Annotated in this window: 16 protein-coding genes; 7 read left to right on the plus strand and 9 right to left on the minus strand. The window is 41.2% G+C overall.

Annotated features, from left to right (window positions below; genetic code table 11):
* The first annotated feature begins 120 nt into the window (after window positions 1-120).
* The gene (locus tag C0Q44_RS01305) at window positions 121-873 is read left to right on the plus strand and encodes a TVP38/TMEM64 family protein (RefSeq protein ID WP_105405714.1); all 753 of its coding nucleotides are present in this window, start codon (window positions 121-123) and stop codon (window positions 871-873) included.
* 81 nt (window positions 874-954) lie between these two features.
* Window positions 955-1,509, plus strand: coding sequence for a GNAT family N-acetyltransferase (locus C0Q44_RS01310; RefSeq protein WP_105405715.1), 555 nt, complete (start codon window positions 955-957; stop codon window positions 1,507-1,509).
* 117 nt (window positions 1,510-1,626) lie between these two features.
* On the opposite strand, the gene C0Q44_RS01315 is transcribed toward C0Q44_RS01310, so the two are convergent.
* The 3 genes from C0Q44_RS01315 to C0Q44_RS01325 all read right to left on the minus strand — a co-directional run bounded on the left by C0Q44_RS01315 (window position 1,627) and on the right by C0Q44_RS01325 (window position 4,032).
* Window positions 1,627-2,022, minus strand: a complete 396-nt coding sequence (locus C0Q44_RS01315) for a hypothetical protein (protein ID WP_105405716.1) — start codon at window positions 2,020-2,022, stop codon at window positions 1,627-1,629.
* Between the two features lie 11 nt (window positions 2,023-2,033).
* Window positions 2,034-3,200, minus strand: coding sequence for a cobalamin-independent methionine synthase II family protein (locus C0Q44_RS01320; protein ID WP_105405717.1), 1,167 nt, complete (start codon window positions 3,198-3,200; stop codon window positions 2,034-2,036).
* A 262-nt stretch (window positions 3,201-3,462) separates the two neighbouring features.
* Window positions 3,463-4,032 carry an SF0329 family protein gene (locus tag C0Q44_RS01325; RefSeq protein WP_105405718.1) on the minus strand — a complete coding sequence of 190 codons (570 nt, stop codon included), beginning with the start codon at window positions 4,030-4,032 and terminating at the stop codon, window positions 3,463-3,465.
* Window positions 4,033-4,340: 308 nt separating this feature from the next.
* On the opposite strand from C0Q44_RS01325, the gene C0Q44_RS01330 reads away from it, so the two are divergent.
* Window positions 4,341-5,396, plus strand: a complete 1,056-nt coding sequence (locus tag C0Q44_RS01330) for an ankyrin repeat domain-containing protein (protein WP_105405719.1) — start codon at window positions 4,341-4,343, stop codon at window positions 5,394-5,396.
* A gap of 106 nt (window positions 5,397-5,502) precedes the next feature.
* On the opposite strand, the gene C0Q44_RS01335 is transcribed toward C0Q44_RS01330, so the two are convergent.
* Both C0Q44_RS01335 and C0Q44_RS01340 read right to left on the minus strand, forming a co-directional pair.
* Window positions 5,503-5,691 (minus strand): hypothetical protein, encoded by a 189-nt coding sequence (locus C0Q44_RS01335; RefSeq protein WP_105405720.1) that lies wholly within the window; start codon window positions 5,689-5,691, stop codon window positions 5,503-5,505.
* 30 nt (window positions 5,692-5,721) lie between these two features.
* Complete coding sequence (locus C0Q44_RS01340; protein ID WP_105405721.1) at window positions 5,722-6,714, minus strand: tRNA dihydrouridine synthase; 993 nt, start codon at window positions 6,712-6,714, stop codon at window positions 5,722-5,724.
* A gap of 320 nt (window positions 6,715-7,034) precedes the next feature.
* Here C0Q44_RS01340 and C0Q44_RS01345 point away from each other — a divergent pair, with 320 nt between their 5' ends.
* From C0Q44_RS01345 to C0Q44_RS01355, 3 genes are all read left to right on the plus strand, one after another.
* On the plus strand, window positions 7,035-7,241 hold the full coding sequence (locus C0Q44_RS01345) for a DUF2536 family protein (RefSeq protein WP_105405722.1): 207 nt from the start codon (window positions 7,035-7,037) through the stop codon (window positions 7,239-7,241).
* A gap of 232 nt (window positions 7,242-7,473) precedes the next feature.
* On the plus strand, window positions 7,474-8,349 hold the full coding sequence (locus C0Q44_RS01350; RefSeq protein ID WP_105405723.1) for a GNAT family N-acetyltransferase: 876 nt from the start codon (window positions 7,474-7,476) through the stop codon (window positions 8,347-8,349).
* A 295-nt stretch (window positions 8,350-8,644) separates the two neighbouring features.
* On the plus strand, window positions 8,645-10,411 hold the full coding sequence (locus tag C0Q44_RS01355; RefSeq protein ID WP_258166117.1) for a leucine-rich repeat domain-containing protein: 1,767 nt from the start codon (window positions 8,645-8,647) through the stop codon (window positions 10,409-10,411).
* A 317-nt stretch (window positions 10,412-10,728) separates the two neighbouring features.
* Here the strand turns inward: C0Q44_RS01355 and C0Q44_RS01360 are convergent, their stop codons facing one another.
* A complete protein-coding gene (locus C0Q44_RS01360; protein WP_105405725.1) occupies window positions 10,729-11,319 on the minus strand; it encodes a TetR/AcrR family transcriptional regulator in 591 nt (196 codons plus the stop codon).
* Between the two features lie 148 nt (window positions 11,320-11,467).
* Here C0Q44_RS01360 and C0Q44_RS01365 point away from each other — a divergent pair, with 148 nt between their 5' ends.
* Entirely contained in the window at window positions 11,468-12,406 is a 939-nt protein-coding gene (locus C0Q44_RS01365; protein ID WP_105405726.1) for a ketopantoate reductase family protein, read from the plus strand.
* Between the two features lie 221 nt (window positions 12,407-12,627).
* Here the strand turns inward: C0Q44_RS01365 and C0Q44_RS01370 are convergent, their stop codons facing one another.
* The 3 genes from C0Q44_RS01370 to C0Q44_RS01380 all read right to left on the minus strand — a co-directional run bounded on the left by C0Q44_RS01370 (window position 12,628) and on the right by C0Q44_RS01380 (window position 14,833).
* Window positions 12,628-13,194: an RNA polymerase sigma factor gene (locus C0Q44_RS01370; RefSeq protein ID WP_105405727.1), complete on the minus strand. Its 567-nt coding sequence runs from the start codon at window positions 13,192-13,194 to the stop codon at window positions 12,628-12,630.
* 302 nt (window positions 13,195-13,496) lie between these two features.
* Window positions 13,497-13,943: a hypothetical protein gene (locus tag C0Q44_RS01375; protein ID WP_105405728.1), complete on the minus strand. Its 447-nt coding sequence runs from the start codon at window positions 13,941-13,943 to the stop codon at window positions 13,497-13,499.
* Window positions 13,944-14,074: 131 nt separating this feature from the next.
* Window positions 14,075-14,833, minus strand: a complete 759-nt coding sequence (locus C0Q44_RS01380; protein ID WP_105405729.1) for a hypothetical protein — start codon at window positions 14,831-14,833, stop codon at window positions 14,075-14,077.
* Between the last annotated feature and the right edge of the window lie 13 nt (window positions 14,834-14,846).

A 14,846-nucleotide genomic window follows, 5' to 3' on the forward strand; every position in this document is an offset into this window, starting at 1 on the left:
TAGCTACTACCAGCAAATACAATCGACTTAAGAATTCTTCAGAAGTTACGTAGGTTACTCTTCATGTTTTCGTTTTATACTGTAATTAGTCAAGGTCATAACACAAAGGAGTCATCCGCTATGCCACAACCTACGAGCAAAACAGTTATGAAGATACTACTGGGTCTATTAACGATTCTGTCCATTGGTTTACTGGTCTATTATGCTCCTGCCATGATTAAAATCATGTCGTCCATGGACAATTTCAGAGCGTATATTCATTCAACGGGACATTGGGGCCCGGTCATGTTTATTCTATTCCAGATACTTCAGATCGTGGTTGCACCTATTCCGGGAGAAGTAGTACAGGTGGCCGGCGGATATATCTACGGGATCACCCTTGGGTCGTTCTACACGACAGTAGGTTTGGTATTGGGCTCAGCAATTGCTTTTTATTTCACTCGTTTTATCGGTCGCCATTTCATTACCCGGCTACTGCAAAAGAAAGATTATAAGTGGATGTCGTTTATTCATGATGAGAAGAAGTTCTCTGCCTTTTTGTTTCTCTTTTTCTTGATACCCGGTTTGCCAAAAGACATGCTCGTATTTGTTGCCGCTCTTACAACCATGAGTTCTTTAAGATTCTTCACGATCCTTCTGGTTGGTCGTCTCCCATGGATTATTGCCTCTGCCGCAGTAGGGTCCACCATTCATATGCAACAATACAGCATCGCCATTATCATATCCGTCATTGCCGTTATTGGTTTCGTGCTCGGATATATCTACAAAGATAAATGGCTGAACTTGTTCTCCAAAGTGGAGAACACAACGGGGGCAAGTTCTGCCAAACCCAAAAGTAATCCCCAAGGCAATCCCCAGCTTAGCCAAAAGTAGAGATTGGCTAACAGAAACAGGATAATACCAGCTATACAATAAACCATCATCCTGCTCAGAATATAAATGGAGGTATTACTTATGCATAGCCTTGAAACAAATCGATTGATATTACGAAATTTTACCGCAACCGACGCACAAGGATTATTGGAGTACACCGCCAATCCAAGAGTGAACTGCTTCATGGATCATAATGTCTTAACTTTAGAGGACGCTGCAGCAGAAGTTGAGAAAAGAAGCCGTGATGACTCTCATATTGCGGTCTGTCTGAAAGACAGTAACGAACTGATCGGAGAGCTGTTTGGTATGAAGGAAGAACGCGATTCGGATACGTATAGTATTGGATGGAATTTTAATGCGAGATTTGAAGGGAAGGGATACGCAAGTGAGAGCGCCAACGCTTTCATAGAGCATCTCTTTACGCAACAGGGAGTTAGAAGACTGTACGCTTATGTCGAGGATGATAACTTCCGTTCCCAGAAGCTGTCTGAGAAACTGGGCATGCGTCAGGAAGGCTGCTTCATGGAATTTGTTTCATTTGTTAAATATGAAGATGGCACACCGAAATACGAGAATACCTTTCAATATGCATTACTGAAAAAAGAATGGCTCGCGCAACACCTCTCCCCTGATTGAATTCCGGGAAAAGGTCGCCTTTTATTATGCAACCGCCGATCGTATCAATACTCATTTATGTTGGCTGATGGATGTCCTGACGTGTGATGCCATAAACAGCTGTCTTGCCCAGGCGTCCTATGGGTTCTGCGTTAAATCCAGCAGGCAACTGTTCACCAACTGCGGGGATATATATCCTACCGCCAATCGTCTGCCTTTTTCATGCGAACGAATGATGAAGGGATCAATATCTTCATAATCTTGCGGCAGATATTGATCTGCCACCTTAAACTGCCCGAGCAGCATTTCATAAATGAAATTTCGGTTCACATAAGACAGCTTTACGGGAAGCTCCTGATGCAGCCTGACAAAGTGTAAATGGTTCTTCCGGCTCGTCATCTGTACGGAATGAAATTGCTCATGAGGTAAATGCAGGGCGCGGAGTGAAGGGTCCGCACGGAAATGGGTTCCGCAAACAAATAAGGCGACCTTTTCCCGATCTGAATCCGGGAAAAGGTCACCACTTAGAAACACTTTTGTTCGGCTTATCTATCGGTACCCCAGTATTGCTTGGCAATCTTCTGCCCCTGATCAATCTTCGCCCATTGCTGAGTTTCGCTTAATTCGTTACCGCCATCACAGGACGCAAAGCCGCATTGGTGAGAAAGCAGCAGTCGATCCTTATCGATGATTTTGGAAGCTTCGTCTAGCAAACGTACAACGCGCGCTTCATCATCGAGTGTGCTCGTTTTGGATGAAAGCAACCCGAGTACAATTTCCGTTTCAGGTCTGTCCTTGAACACTTCCAAAGCTTCAATCGAACCCGCACGATCATCATCCCACTCCAGGAAGAAACGGTCATACTTCAATTGCTTGAGGAACAGATTAGCGATTTTGGCATACGATCCACCGCCCATGTTGCGGGAATCATAATTGCCGCGGCAGTTATGTGTCCACATTTTCAAGCCCAGGCTATGACCGTAGTCAATCACGGTATTATTAATATCGATGAATTCGGTAGCAAGACCCTGTACTTCATCTTGATTAATATGTTCCCCTGTAAAAGGAGAGTTCGGGTTGTCGTCTGCAAATAGCTCCCACAAGCAATCATCGAATTGCAGGATTTTGCCGCCCACCGCAGCGAATTCCTCCACAAAATCTTTATAGGCGCTCACAAGACCCGCTTTGAGCTCCTGTATGTTCTGATATACAGCATTCGTACCGCCAATGTTATCCGACCAGGAAAGCTCACCAAAGATATGAGATGGAGATGGTACACAAAGTTTCGTTTGCTGGTCTCCTGCCGTATCTTGAAGCTGTTGGAACAGTTGAATAAAGTGATGATTCTTGCCACTCAGTTCACCCGTGATTCGAAGCCCAATGTCTTTGCGTGTCTCATACTTCGAAGTTCCGTCCACATCCCGGAAGAAATAACCGTGATCTGCGATGTAACGCTCCACTCCGCCAAATCCCCATACAAAGTCCAAATGCCACATCGATTTGGAGAATTCGCCATCTGTAATAATGGACAGGTTATGTTCAATTTCCTTGGCGACAACTTGTTGGATAGCCTCAGTCTCGCACTTCTCATATCCTTCGTAATTTTCATAGAACGGATATTGGATCTCGTCATTATGTTCAATTTTCGTTTTATATTTCAGCAGCTCGTCCGGCCGCAATAAACTTCCTACGATCTGGAACTTATCAGTCATGTAAATAACCCCCTCGTTGTATACAATTATCATATCACGCCGGGAGCAGTTAGAAGAGATACTTAAAAACCATAACTAGTTATAGCTAAAAGCTATAACAGTCAACAAAAAACTTTCTCATGTACGCTGCTTCACATGCCAAAAAAGTAGACTATTCCTTTTACAGAAGGCGCCGTCTACTTGCTCGTATATCCACTTGTTAAGCTAATTTTAGTGAGAACATTTCTGACACTGTGTGCTCTATCATAAAAGTGATTGAATTTCACAACGTACTTCGCCGTAATTCATAGAAATACTGTACGGCTGAATGCTTTAACTTCATCTGCTCGGACATGTTCAGAATTCGCTTTTTGCCAACTCGTCTATCCATCAAAGCCAGAATATTGAACAAGATATCCTTGCTCTCCAGATTATCTTCTATTGAAGTAGATAAAAACGTCGTAGCTGCAACAGTAAAATTCGATTTACTGAGTGCAGCCTGTGCCAACAAAAGCTCTTTGGCATGTACGGAGATTTTTCTGCTTCTTGCCATGATTTGAAGACGATCCTCGGGAATGGGCCCTTTGGACTCTTTTCGGATAGCTTCAATTTCTTCATCGCTCACAGGAATCACAATATTGGGGTCATTCTTGATCTCCTGATCGGACAAATACCAGCGAATCGGAGTTGTTGCATCATTCATATTAAGGATGTTCTTTTTATCTACGGTAATGTAACAATTGCCTGATTTATCAGGTGAATACCGATAGCTGGTAGCACGGTACTCCACTCTTCCAACTAACGCGGGACTAAGGAAACTCTCCAGTTGTTGCTTCAATTTGCTCCAGGACATAGATCCTCCTATTTTCAAAAGCCCACCGCACGCATTGCGGCGATCATTTCGAATATCTTTTTTTCAACCCATCTCCAATATGTACACTCATCTAAAATTATAACACAGCCACACCAAGCGAAGTCTTATACCGATTTAGAATCAGATTCTAATACTTACTTTGTTCCTCAAATAAGACGGTTGAATCCAGTTATTGGTTTTGAATTCCCCTATGTGATAAACTTGCAGAAAATTATCTGCTTTCTATCAGTCTCTCATTGCCTATCATTGGTAAATACGATGTTATTCAGAAGGAGAGGGATACTTTAATGACTAAGAAGAAGACAACATTACCCGCTCATATAGAGCAACTTATTAAGAATAATGATATTGCTGCTGTAAAAGAAGTGTTTGAGCAATGTGAATGGGATGCCAGCGGGGGCTATAGCAAAGGTACAGCCCTCAGCTTCCGGCATATTTCGGATGAATTAATCCGCTGGCTGGTGGAGCAAGGAGCCGATATTAACGCACGTGACAAATATAAACGCACGCCATTACACGCCCACGCTGCACACTGGTCAGGAAATGTAACCTTACTCCTCGAATTGGGTGCGGAGATGGACGCTGTGGATTACCAGAATGAGACACCGTTGCACGCAGCAGTCAATTCGTACCGTATCCAAGTGGTTCAAGAGTTGGTAACCCGAGGGGCTAATATCAACATTGAGAATAAACAGGGAAATACCCCATTAGCTAAGGGATTAGTGAATAGCCGAAATGGAGACATTGTCAACCTGTCGGAGATTTCCGCGATTCTGCTGGATGCCGGCGCATCAGTCACCTCGGCTATGAAAGAGTCGGTGAAGCGAATCGGCAAGGATTTTGAATTCGTCCGGGACAAATATAATGAGGACCGTGTTGACGAAGTGTCGAAAGCGCTTCTCAAGCTGTATCGACTATTTGATGTCGAGCCGGTAGCGAATCGGATCAAGCACGATGGAGCGTCTTCCATTCAAGTAAAAGCAACCACTTGGCCCAAACAGCATCAAGAGCTGTGGGAGTATCTCATTCCACCCAAGGGCCATGCGCAAACGGTACAAGGAGAGGTCATCCGCATCACAGGGCGAGTGTCCCATGAAGTATTGGATAATGGCGGTGGAAACTGGGATGCGGAGTATCGTAAGATGCTGGATGCACTGATTCGTCACCTCGGCACTGGCGCGCCACTCGCCCCGGCACTTCTCCAAGAGACAACAGATTTAGCCAATAGGCTTCGTAATGGATCAGATTATGATGCTCCTGCCAGATTATCCGAGTTGGCGGTGTTATGGGTACTCGCGAATCCTCAGCCGGTCGCGATGGCCCAACCGGAATATACGCGATAATTTTCCAAGGATAGACGGCATTGGAGTTCCTGAATCCTGTCAGTGGACAGATTGTAAAATGAAGTGTTACGGCTGAAGTTATAGGGCTAAAAAAGAAGTAAAACACCTAAAAAAGAAGCGGAATAGCTCCCGCTTCTTTTCTTTTCTTTTCTTTATAGTCAGCCAATACATCATAACTACTAATCTTTCCTAACCAACACTTCGAAAGCACTTCTAAATAGAGTAGCTCTTTAATCTCTGCTTGTATGTTTACCAGAGTATGACGCTTTCTCAAACCGAAATAAGCTTTACTCATCGTCCGTTCTCTTTCTCCAAACTTTGAAACTTAAATCCCATGTTCCTCCGCCTCATCTTGATCCTTGCTCCCAAATTCATTAAGCAATGTACGCACTTCACTTGTCGACTTGGCGTTCATTAAGCTGTTTCTAAGTTCACTTGCCCCTCGGAATCCACGGACATATATTTTAAAGAAACGAGCAAATGCGCTGAACGAACGTGGCTCCTGTCCTGAATATTGATCATGAAGATCCAGATGCAGCCGCAGCAGATCAAGTAACTCCTCACTACTGTGTTCCTTCGGCTCCTTCTCAAAAGCAAACGGATTCTGGAATATACCGCGTCCAATCATAATGCCATCCACACCATATTGCTCAGCGAGTCTCAGGCCTGTCTCACGGTCAGGAATATCCCCGTTAATCGTCAGCAGAGTATTAGGAGCTATCTCATCACGAAGTTTCTTAATCTCAGGGATCAGTTCCCAGTGAGCATCTACTTTGCTCATCTCTTCTCTCGTCCTCAGGTGAATGGACAGATTCACAATGTCCTGCTGCAAAATATGGGTCAACCAGTCTCGCCATTCGTCTACAGCTGTGAAACCGAGTCTTGTTTTTACACTGACAGGTAGCCCCCCGGCTTTCGCTGCTTGAATGATATCGGCTGCAATTTCGGGACGGCAGATCAATCCGCTTCCTTTACCATTCTCAGCTACATTGGCTACAGGGCACCCCATATTAATATCGATGCCTTGAAAGCCTTCTTTTGCCATCCCGATACTCATCTCACGAAAAAATTCAGGTTTATCTCCCCAGATATGAGCCACAATCGGCTGTTCGTCCGCTGTAAACGTTAACCGCCCGCGCACACTATGGTGCCCCTCCGGGTGACAATAACTCTCTGTATTCGCAAACTCCGTAAAAAACACATCCGGTCTGCCCGCTTCACTTACGACATGCCGAAACACAACATCCGTCACATCTTCCATCGGTGCCAGTATAAAAAATGGTCGTGGCAAATCACGCCAAAAGTTTTCCTTTGTCATATCCAAAACTCCTCTATACCTACCAGGACAGTCTATGCCCTCATTAATAATAAAAAAATCGTAATTCATGCATCTGCTTGCCTATTCACTTATACCATGCAAATGAACTTCGTTCAAACATCAGTATCTGTTATTACTTCCATTAGATCATCAGATTATTGAAAGTTCGGTGATTTCATAAAAGCCCTTTCCCGATTTTATCACGTCTATATTTAATTTTCAGCATGCTTACGCTTGCGGAACTCGAAAAGCTCCTCTAAAATGAAGCTCGGCAGGCATTTAACCTGCAAATCGTAATTTGGAGGAGGCCTGAATCAAACATGGAAATTTCACTGGATATGATTAAAGATAAAGTCGAATGCTTACAGGCTTATGACTTTCATGAATTGGCACGAGCGATGGAAGAACGAATTGAAATTAATAAAGCACTAATGTTGCGAGTGAAGCAAGTTCAACATCAAGTGACGTTTGACCCTATACGTACCAAAATGTTATATAGTGCAGTCGTGCATTTTGCCGTAAATTGATGGACCAAGAGTAGGGAATAGTGAAAAACAGTTCACTGACGCAATTGCATTTAAGCTTATCCTATGTAGCATGCAAAAAAGAAGACGCGAATTCACGTCTCTTTCCATCCAAACTTCACTTTCTCTTGTTACAACTCCTGCTTAACCAACATCGCCAGGTTTGTTTAAATGCGGTGTTAAAAGAGGCTTTTTATAGTATTTGCTGAATAATATTTCGGAAGGGGAGAATACCATGCAAGATTTAATCTTTACGCAAAATTATAAAAACAATGACACTCTTCGGAACAGTTTTTTCAAACTTGCTGCCGATACTTTTGATATACATTTTGAAGGTTGGTATCAACAAGGATATTGGGGCGAAGGATACATCCCTTTCTCATTCGTTGATGGAGATCGAGTTGTTGCCAACGCTTCAGTCAATGTCCTTGAACTTATCATTCATGGAGAGAAGAAAATAGCGATTCAAATCGGCACGGTGATGACACACCCTGACTACCGAGGAAGAGGACTATCTGCGCAATTAATGAACAAGATTTTAGAGAAGTACGAGAACAAGTGCGATTATATGTACCTTTTTGCGAATGAATCCGTTCTTGATTTTTACCCAAAATTTGGATTTGGGCCCGTGGAAGAACATCTATTTTCAATGGACTTCACAGCGAACCAAATGCAATCTGCAAGCATTCGAAAACTAAATGTAGCTAACCCAGATGATTTAAGTCTTATTCAAAAATTATCATCGGAAAGAGTTCCTGTATCTCAACATTTTGCAACCCATCATGCTCAAGGCATATTCATGTTTTATTGCCTGAATGTTTTTAGTGATGATATCTATTACTTGGAAAACGAAAACGTCATTGTTATTTATCAGAAAGAAGACAATCATATCGACCTCTTCGACGTTGTTAGCTTAAACGAAACTAAGATGAAAGATATCTTGCAACAGATTGCAGATGAAGATACGGAGAAAGTAACCTTTCATTTCACTCCAGATGATCAAGGTACCGATCTACAAAGTTCGATCACTAATGAAGGTTTATTTGTAAGAACCAATGGTGAAAACCTCTACCCTGTGCAAGTTAAACATCCGATTACATCGATCGCCTAGTAAATGGATTTAATAATGTGCTCCGTTAGTCATAATTCAAAAAAGATCAAAAATGCCCAAAAAGGAGCAGGAATACCCTGCTCCTTCACTATGTGAAACCTCTTTCTCTCATCAAACGTAAATTCACAAGGTATAATGAAATCAGATGACCGTTCAGCATGATCTTATGACCATCATAATGAAGGAGGGGACATTCGTGGCGTTTATTCCGCTAAACTGCCCCAATTGCAACGGAAGAATTGAATACAAGAAGGATGAGGTTTTAAAGTGCCCCTATTGTGAAACAGAGCTTTTATTGAAACAAAATCATGTCTACTATGTGGATCAGACCATTAACCATTACCACGGAACACCCCCAAAGGCACCGCCAAAGCAGGCTGTCTCCATAAAACTATTGCTGATACTGATGTTCGTCCTAACTGGTGCAATCGGTACTTATTTTTACTATAGCAACAGCTCTACCTATCCAAAAACGGAAGCCAATCTGCCTGTACGAAAGATGCCCGAAAGCGAGGTTCTGCTCTCCTTTTTGCGGGATATCTTCGATAAAGGATCTGCCTTGCCTACAGAGGAGGAACTGGCTCGTATTCGCTATTTGACCGTAGAACATTCGGATAATGACCAATGGCAGTTTACATATAGCTTCTCCGATCCCTTCAGCGATGAACAGGCCAAGAAGATCACTTATGTTACTCAGGACAAGAGACTGAATACACAGGAGATTGATCAGAAAGATTTTGAAGCTTTTACGGGACTAACGGCATTGGACCTGACGAATACTTATGAGATCTCCCAGACGGACCAAACTACTTTGGCCCATATGTCCGGATTAAAAAGTTATGGAGGCGCTTTTAACGAATCCTTCAGTACATTTTCGGGCTACTTTGGCGATAAGTCTAAAATTACGGAGCTTTCCACTCAGCTTCGCAGCAATCAGGAATTAGCCTTACTTCTGGAATTTCCCAATCTGAACTCTTTATCCATCACCTATGTGGATGAGTCCGTAACGGATTTATTTCTGTTGAATAAACTGCCGCTCAAGTCCCTGTCGCTCACCTTTGTCGATGAACTGGGATGGTTGTCGTCCATGACGGGGCTGACCTCCTTATCCATCAACTACAGTGAAACCACAGACTTGCAGCCACTGTATGCATTGACCCAGCTTCAGGAGCTTCATTTGTCCTTTTTAACGAATGTAAAGTCCATCGACTTTGTGCAAAACATGCCTGCTCTACAAACGCTAGATATTGAAAATGTAAACTTCTCCAGCCTGGAGCGCTTGACCGGCAAAAAATCCATTACTACACTGCGCCTGGCTTCTCTAAGTCAGCTTGGTTCGGTAAAGGCCATCAATAGCCTGTCCTCTCTGCGGGAATTAACGTTGTCCGGTTACTATGAGAATGCAGAAGCGCTGACATTGCCTAATGTGGGGCGAGTGGAAGTGCCCAGTTCCTTTCTCTCCGGGTTGAAAGCGCCCGCCGCCACCAGCCTGACGCTCCGTGGCGGAAGTGGGGAGTTAAATCTGGCTGCGCTAGGGAAATTCCCGAAACTGGAACAGCTTTCCCTCTGGGAGGTCAGTGAAGTAACCCGTCTTGGTGCCCTGGACAGTTTGCCACACCTACAGACCCTAAACATTTATGACTCTTCACTGTACAAGGAGAGCGATGCCTTATTTCGTTTGAAGCAGGTTAAATCTCTGATTTGCTCCGAGTGCAGACTGAATTTTGAACAAAAATCGGCCGCAGAGAACGGCGTACTTGAACATCTGACCTTAGACCAGTCATATTTTAGCATGAATAATACCTCTGTTAGTGAAGTTGACCAAATGATGCCTTACTTTGCCAAACTGTCCGCTCTGCGTTCCTTCACCATGCAGGACAGTAATTTGAATTCTTTGGAATTCATGAGTAAGTGGCAGTCCTTAGAAGAGCTTCATCTCGAGAACAATGCCATTTCCAATATCGAGACCCTAAGCCAGCTGCCTGATCTGCAAAAGGTATTTCTAGCTGGCAATTCCGTGCAAAACAAGTCCGTTGTTGGTACGGATGTGCACGTATATTAATGACCGCCTGGAATGATGGTTAGTTTTAGACTTCTGTAGTTATGGATGGTATTGAAAAAAAGACAAGCAGGGGTTCGAGAATCATATAAATTCTCGAACCCCTTCTATTTATGTTTAGCTTTCTAACCATCATCGCTACACTCTCCACATGGGATGAGTGCTGACGGCACAATAACCTAATAGGATGTGGCTCCGATTGTTGAAAGCTTCCTTAGATGCCACACCAGAAAAGGCTCTTGCAAAATGATTAGGGAAGCTCCCCTAGTATAAGGGATTCTGTTACAGTAAGTCCCTCACTCTCTTTCTCCTCGTCCCCTTTACTTTTCATTCGGATTAGAGCGCTGCGGATTGACCGTGCCAAAGATATGATACGGTGTTATCCCCTTTGCAAATAGACTATCTATTAGCTTGATCAATTCTTCCGACGACAGATCTTTGTCTCTGTGTATCCAAAGGCGAAACATAGATATTAATGTTGATATGTAAAACTCGATGATGTATGGTGCCAAGACATCATCTGTTGGAAAATCCACAATTAATCGCTCAAAGGGAATTTCTCTTTTCAAGCGTTCCACAAAATGTACAGAACCATAGTCGCCCAAAATAGCTTTGAGAACTGAAATATCCTCTGCATTTTCCAAGCATTGAAGTGCATCTTGGAAAGTATGTGTAGAAAATTCTCTGCCTGCCATTTCCTCGTTAATGGATTTCAAAATACGCTCTTCAACACAGTCCAACAACTCATAGATATCTGTAAAATATTGATAAAATGTACTCCGATTATATCCTGATTGGTTAGCAATCTCTTGAATGGATATTTTTTCGATTGGTTTGCGGCTATATAAATCGCAGAATACATTTATGAATGTCTGCCTTGTTTTGTCCGTGATTTCAGGTTGCTTATTCATTATTTACCTCCATTTTCTGTTCAATTGATTATACGACAGATATTAAAAATCTGATGGTTGATGACCGTATAGTGAATCTATACAATACATTATACAACACGTTGTTGGATCATCAACAAGGATGAATATGGATATTTAGGAGGCTAAGATGAGAATTTTATTTTTTGGTAGAGGTGTAATATCGACCCAATATGCGTGGGCTTTAGAGAAGGCAGGGCATACCGTTGAGTTTTACGTTAGAAAAGGGAGAAAAGAAACGTTCGGAAGTCATATAGCGCTTGAAATGTGGGACGCACGAAGAGGGAGACAGTTAATCAAAGAAAGCTGGAAAGTCAAGCTGCATGAGGAGATAAGCCCAAATTACGATCTCATTATTGCGAGTGTCAACACGGAGCAACTTCCCGAAGCAGCAAAATTACTATCGACTACCGCTGGTAAAACCCCGATCCTAATATTCAATAATATTTGGCAGGATTTAAAATCATCAATCTTGCCCCTGTCTATGAACAATGTTGTCTTTGGGTTCCCAGGAGCAGGAGGCGGCATTGAGGACAATAAGCTTAGGGGCGGCTTTTTAAAAATGATATTTCTGGAAAAACCACGGGTAGGCACGGAACAGATAAACAACAAGGTCAAAGAACTATTTGAAAGCGCCCATTTTAAAATCAATTGGATCAAGGAAATGCAAAGCTGGTTATGGAATCACTATGCCATGAATGCGGCGATGGAGACCGAGATGTTAAAACGAGGAAGTTTCCCAGCACTCTTGAATCATAGTGACTCATTCGCAAATGTCGGCAAGAGTATGCGGGAAATGAAGCCTGTTCTTAAAGCAAGAGGCGCAAAGATGGACGCGATTACTCTACTGTTGACCAAGATCCCACCGGCACTTCTCGGCACACTGTTTAACAAGATTATTTTTTCAAAGGGCAGCTTACCCCGACTTTTCATTGAATACAATAATAGTAAGTCCAGTTTTGCAGTACTTGAAGTTGTGAGAGAAGCCAAAAAGTTAGGTATACCTTTACCACGTCTTACTGTGGCATTAGAAAACACTGAACAACACACAGCTATTAAAAACGGATAAACTGAAAAATTGGATATTGTTCAGACCAACATCAACTCTACTAATGATTATATAAACCATCATCCGACGAACGGAAGCCTCATTTAATGCCCTTCGCTGAATGGATTACTTTGGTTAAAATAATTATAGCCCGAGCTCTAGAAGCTTCGGGCAAAGTAGCTATTTATTAAACAGATAAATGTATTGTTAATAACGTACTTCTCAACGCATATAAGGTATTATTACCGAAAATTGCAAGCGTTATCATTTTGTGATTTTTTAAGTACTCGTTGCTTAGCACGGGCAACATATTGTCGTACGTGATTCTGAGGAATCCCTAGTACCGCTTCAATTTCCTTGTCTTTCAATCCCAAGTTGTATTTATAATACAATAATCTTCTATCCCTTTCTGATAGTTGAAGCATTAGTTTCTTTAACTCGTGAATTCTCTCGTTTCTTACATAGTTTTCTTCTATTTTAACCATTAAGTCTGGAATCTGGGCTACAAAATCTTCTTCTGGTCCAACAACATAATGTTTGTTACGACATGCCTCTTTACGAATATAATCAAAACAAACATGTTTTGCTGTGTTAGTAACATAAGCTGCTATTCTGTAACGATCTAAGGTGCGTAAAAGAGAAGCTTTCGGTATTAATTTAAGCAGGGCCTCTTGAGTTAAGTCATTCACAACATCAGAGTCTCCAACTGTATCGTAAACTTTGTATTTAATTAGTGGATGATATTTTATATATAATTCCAACATAAAGCTCTTATCTTCATCTGCTAAGCTAAAATATATTGGCTTCATTGAGTATCCTCCTTTAAATTTAGTTTTCCATATTGAATTAATTCCCCTTTGTAAAACACATGTGATTATTGCTTTATTTCAAAATATCTAATTAATATACCAAATTATTACAATTATATTATAACTCAAACTTAACAGAAGTTAAATAACCAGTTAGCCGTTGATTTCCAGATTTCCTCTCATGTTAATCGGTTTTGGTAATAACCTCGTTTAGTAAAAACTATACAAAAAAAGAGTGCCCGGTTAAGGAAACTCTTGAATTAATTTATAAAATATCAATAGTATAAATAAAGTCATTAAATTTAATAGACATCAATGATAGTAATAAAGTCATTATATTCATCTTTTGAGATTACACTAATAGGATCACGTTGTAGATTAGATTTTTCTTCTTGATTAATCTTATTTAAAGGGATTATTGATTCTAACTGAATCCCTGTATACTTTATGGGGTTATTCAGATCGATTTTATTGAACAAGTCTATATTCTTCCCAAGGGAATATTCTTTGGTTTTACCTTTCAATTTGTATTTAGAATCAAAATACTCACTATCAATACTTAACTTCAAAAAATAAGTATCTCCCTCAACATACTTATCAAGAATTGAAAATTCCGCCAATGAAAAATAAGTAACCATGTTGTTTGAGTAGTCATTCTTCTCATTCCAATAACTGATCAATTTCGGTACCAATACAACGAGTAAAAGGACCATCACAAAAGTACCAACTAAAATTTTTTTTTTGCTCATTACTGATTTCAACCCCTTTCTAGAATATATGTATATGCCCTTGTTTGGTATGTTTCAACCTTAAAAGTTAATTCAGAAATAATGAGGCTAATCGGTAATTTCTAATTAGCCCCATATTAAGAAACTAAAAATTAGAAAACCAGATTATACACATTCGTATTATAACCTACGTTACTAGAAGAAGGCGTCACTGAAATATAAGCAGGACCATAACCAATAGAATAACCGAAGGTACCTCCAGATGAAGTGTCATGCACATAAGATATGGCGATTTTTTTCACAGGATTTGTTTTATCGATATCTACTCTAAAAGAAAAATTCCCTTTAATATAGATTGGAAAATCAGGCGTTCCCAAACTACTACCAGAATGTTCGTAACCCGTCAGGCTACTTCCAGTATACGTTGCGGCACCGGCACTAGTCCAATTATCCCCGGAGTTAAGTTTGTACCAAATCAAGTTGCTACGAGTATTAGCAACAACACTAAAATCACTGTGGGTAGAATAGCCGAAGTAATCTTTACCTTTAGGTTTTACAGGTTTCAACCACTCATATATTGGATAAATATCTGCTTTACCACTTCCAACCGAGAAAGCCAAAACTTCAATTTTTAAATCCGAGGATGGAATTGAATAACCGGAGGCAAACAGTTGTGGAACAACTTCTTGTTGAACTTCAATAAATTTCAATTCAGGGCTAGAGCCAGAGTTTTCATAAATCATTTGTTTTAGTTCATCATCCAATCCGCTAATTATATTCTCTGGAGTCCCACTGTCCCTTAGGATCTGATCAATATCAGATAACGTAACTTGTTTTACATCTGCACCTGCTACGGACTGTAAAGTAAAGAATAAAGCAACTGTCAACAAAACACTTAGTACTCTCTTCATTTTGTATTCCTCC

The organism is Paenibacillus sp. PCH8 (assembly GCF_002968835.1).
In the GTDB taxonomy this organism is placed as follows: Bacteria; Bacillota; Bacilli; order Paenibacillales; family Paenibacillaceae; genus Paenibacillus.

Coding starts and splice junctions, on each gene's coding strand:
- C0Q44_RS01350 (WP_105405723.1), top strand. CDS start 7,474: ATGCAAGATTTAATCTTTACGCAAAATTATAAAAACAATGACACTCTT.
- C0Q44_RS01340 (WP_105405721.1), bottom strand. CDS start 6,714: ATGACAAAGGAAAACTTTTGGCGTGATTTGCCACGACCATTTTTTATA.
- C0Q44_RS01310 (WP_105405715.1), top strand. CDS start 955: ATGCATAGCCTTGAAACAAATCGATTGATATTACGAAATTTTACCGCA.
- C0Q44_RS01360 (WP_105405725.1), bottom strand. CDS start 11,319: ATGAATAAGCAACCTGAAATCACGGACAAAACAAGGCAGACATTCATA.
- C0Q44_RS01320 (WP_105405717.1), bottom strand. CDS start 3,200: ATGACTGATAAGTTCCAGATCGTAGGAAGTTTATTGCGGCCGGACGAG.
- C0Q44_RS01305 (WP_105405714.1), top strand. CDS start 121: ATGCCACAACCTACGAGCAAAACAGTTATGAAGATACTACTGGGTCTA.
- C0Q44_RS01380 (WP_105405729.1), bottom strand. CDS start 14,833: ATGAAGAGAGTACTAAGTGTTTTGTTGACAGTTGCTTTATTCTTTACT.
- C0Q44_RS01325 (WP_105405718.1), bottom strand. CDS start 4,032: ATGTCCTGGAGCAAATTGAAGCAACAACTGGAGAGTTTCCTTAGTCCC.
- C0Q44_RS01330 (WP_105405719.1), top strand. CDS start 4,341: ATGACTAAGAAGAAGACAACATTACCCGCTCATATAGAGCAACTTATT.
- C0Q44_RS01375 (WP_105405728.1), bottom strand. CDS start 13,943: ATGAGCAAAAAAAAAATTTTAGTTGGTACTTTTGTGATGGTCCTTTTA.
- C0Q44_RS01335 (WP_105405720.1), bottom strand. CDS start 5,691: ATGAGTAAAGCTTATTTCGGTTTGAGAAAGCGTCATACTCTGGTAAAC.
- C0Q44_RS01365 (WP_105405726.1), top strand. CDS start 11,468: ATGAGAATTTTATTTTTTGGTAGAGGTGTAATATCGACCCAATATGCG.
- C0Q44_RS01345 (WP_105405722.1), top strand. CDS start 7,035: ATGGAAATTTCACTGGATATGATTAAAGATAAAGTCGAATGCTTACAG.
- C0Q44_RS01370 (WP_105405727.1), bottom strand. CDS start 13,194: ATGAAGCCAATATATTTTAGCTTAGCAGATGAAGATAAGAGCTTTATG.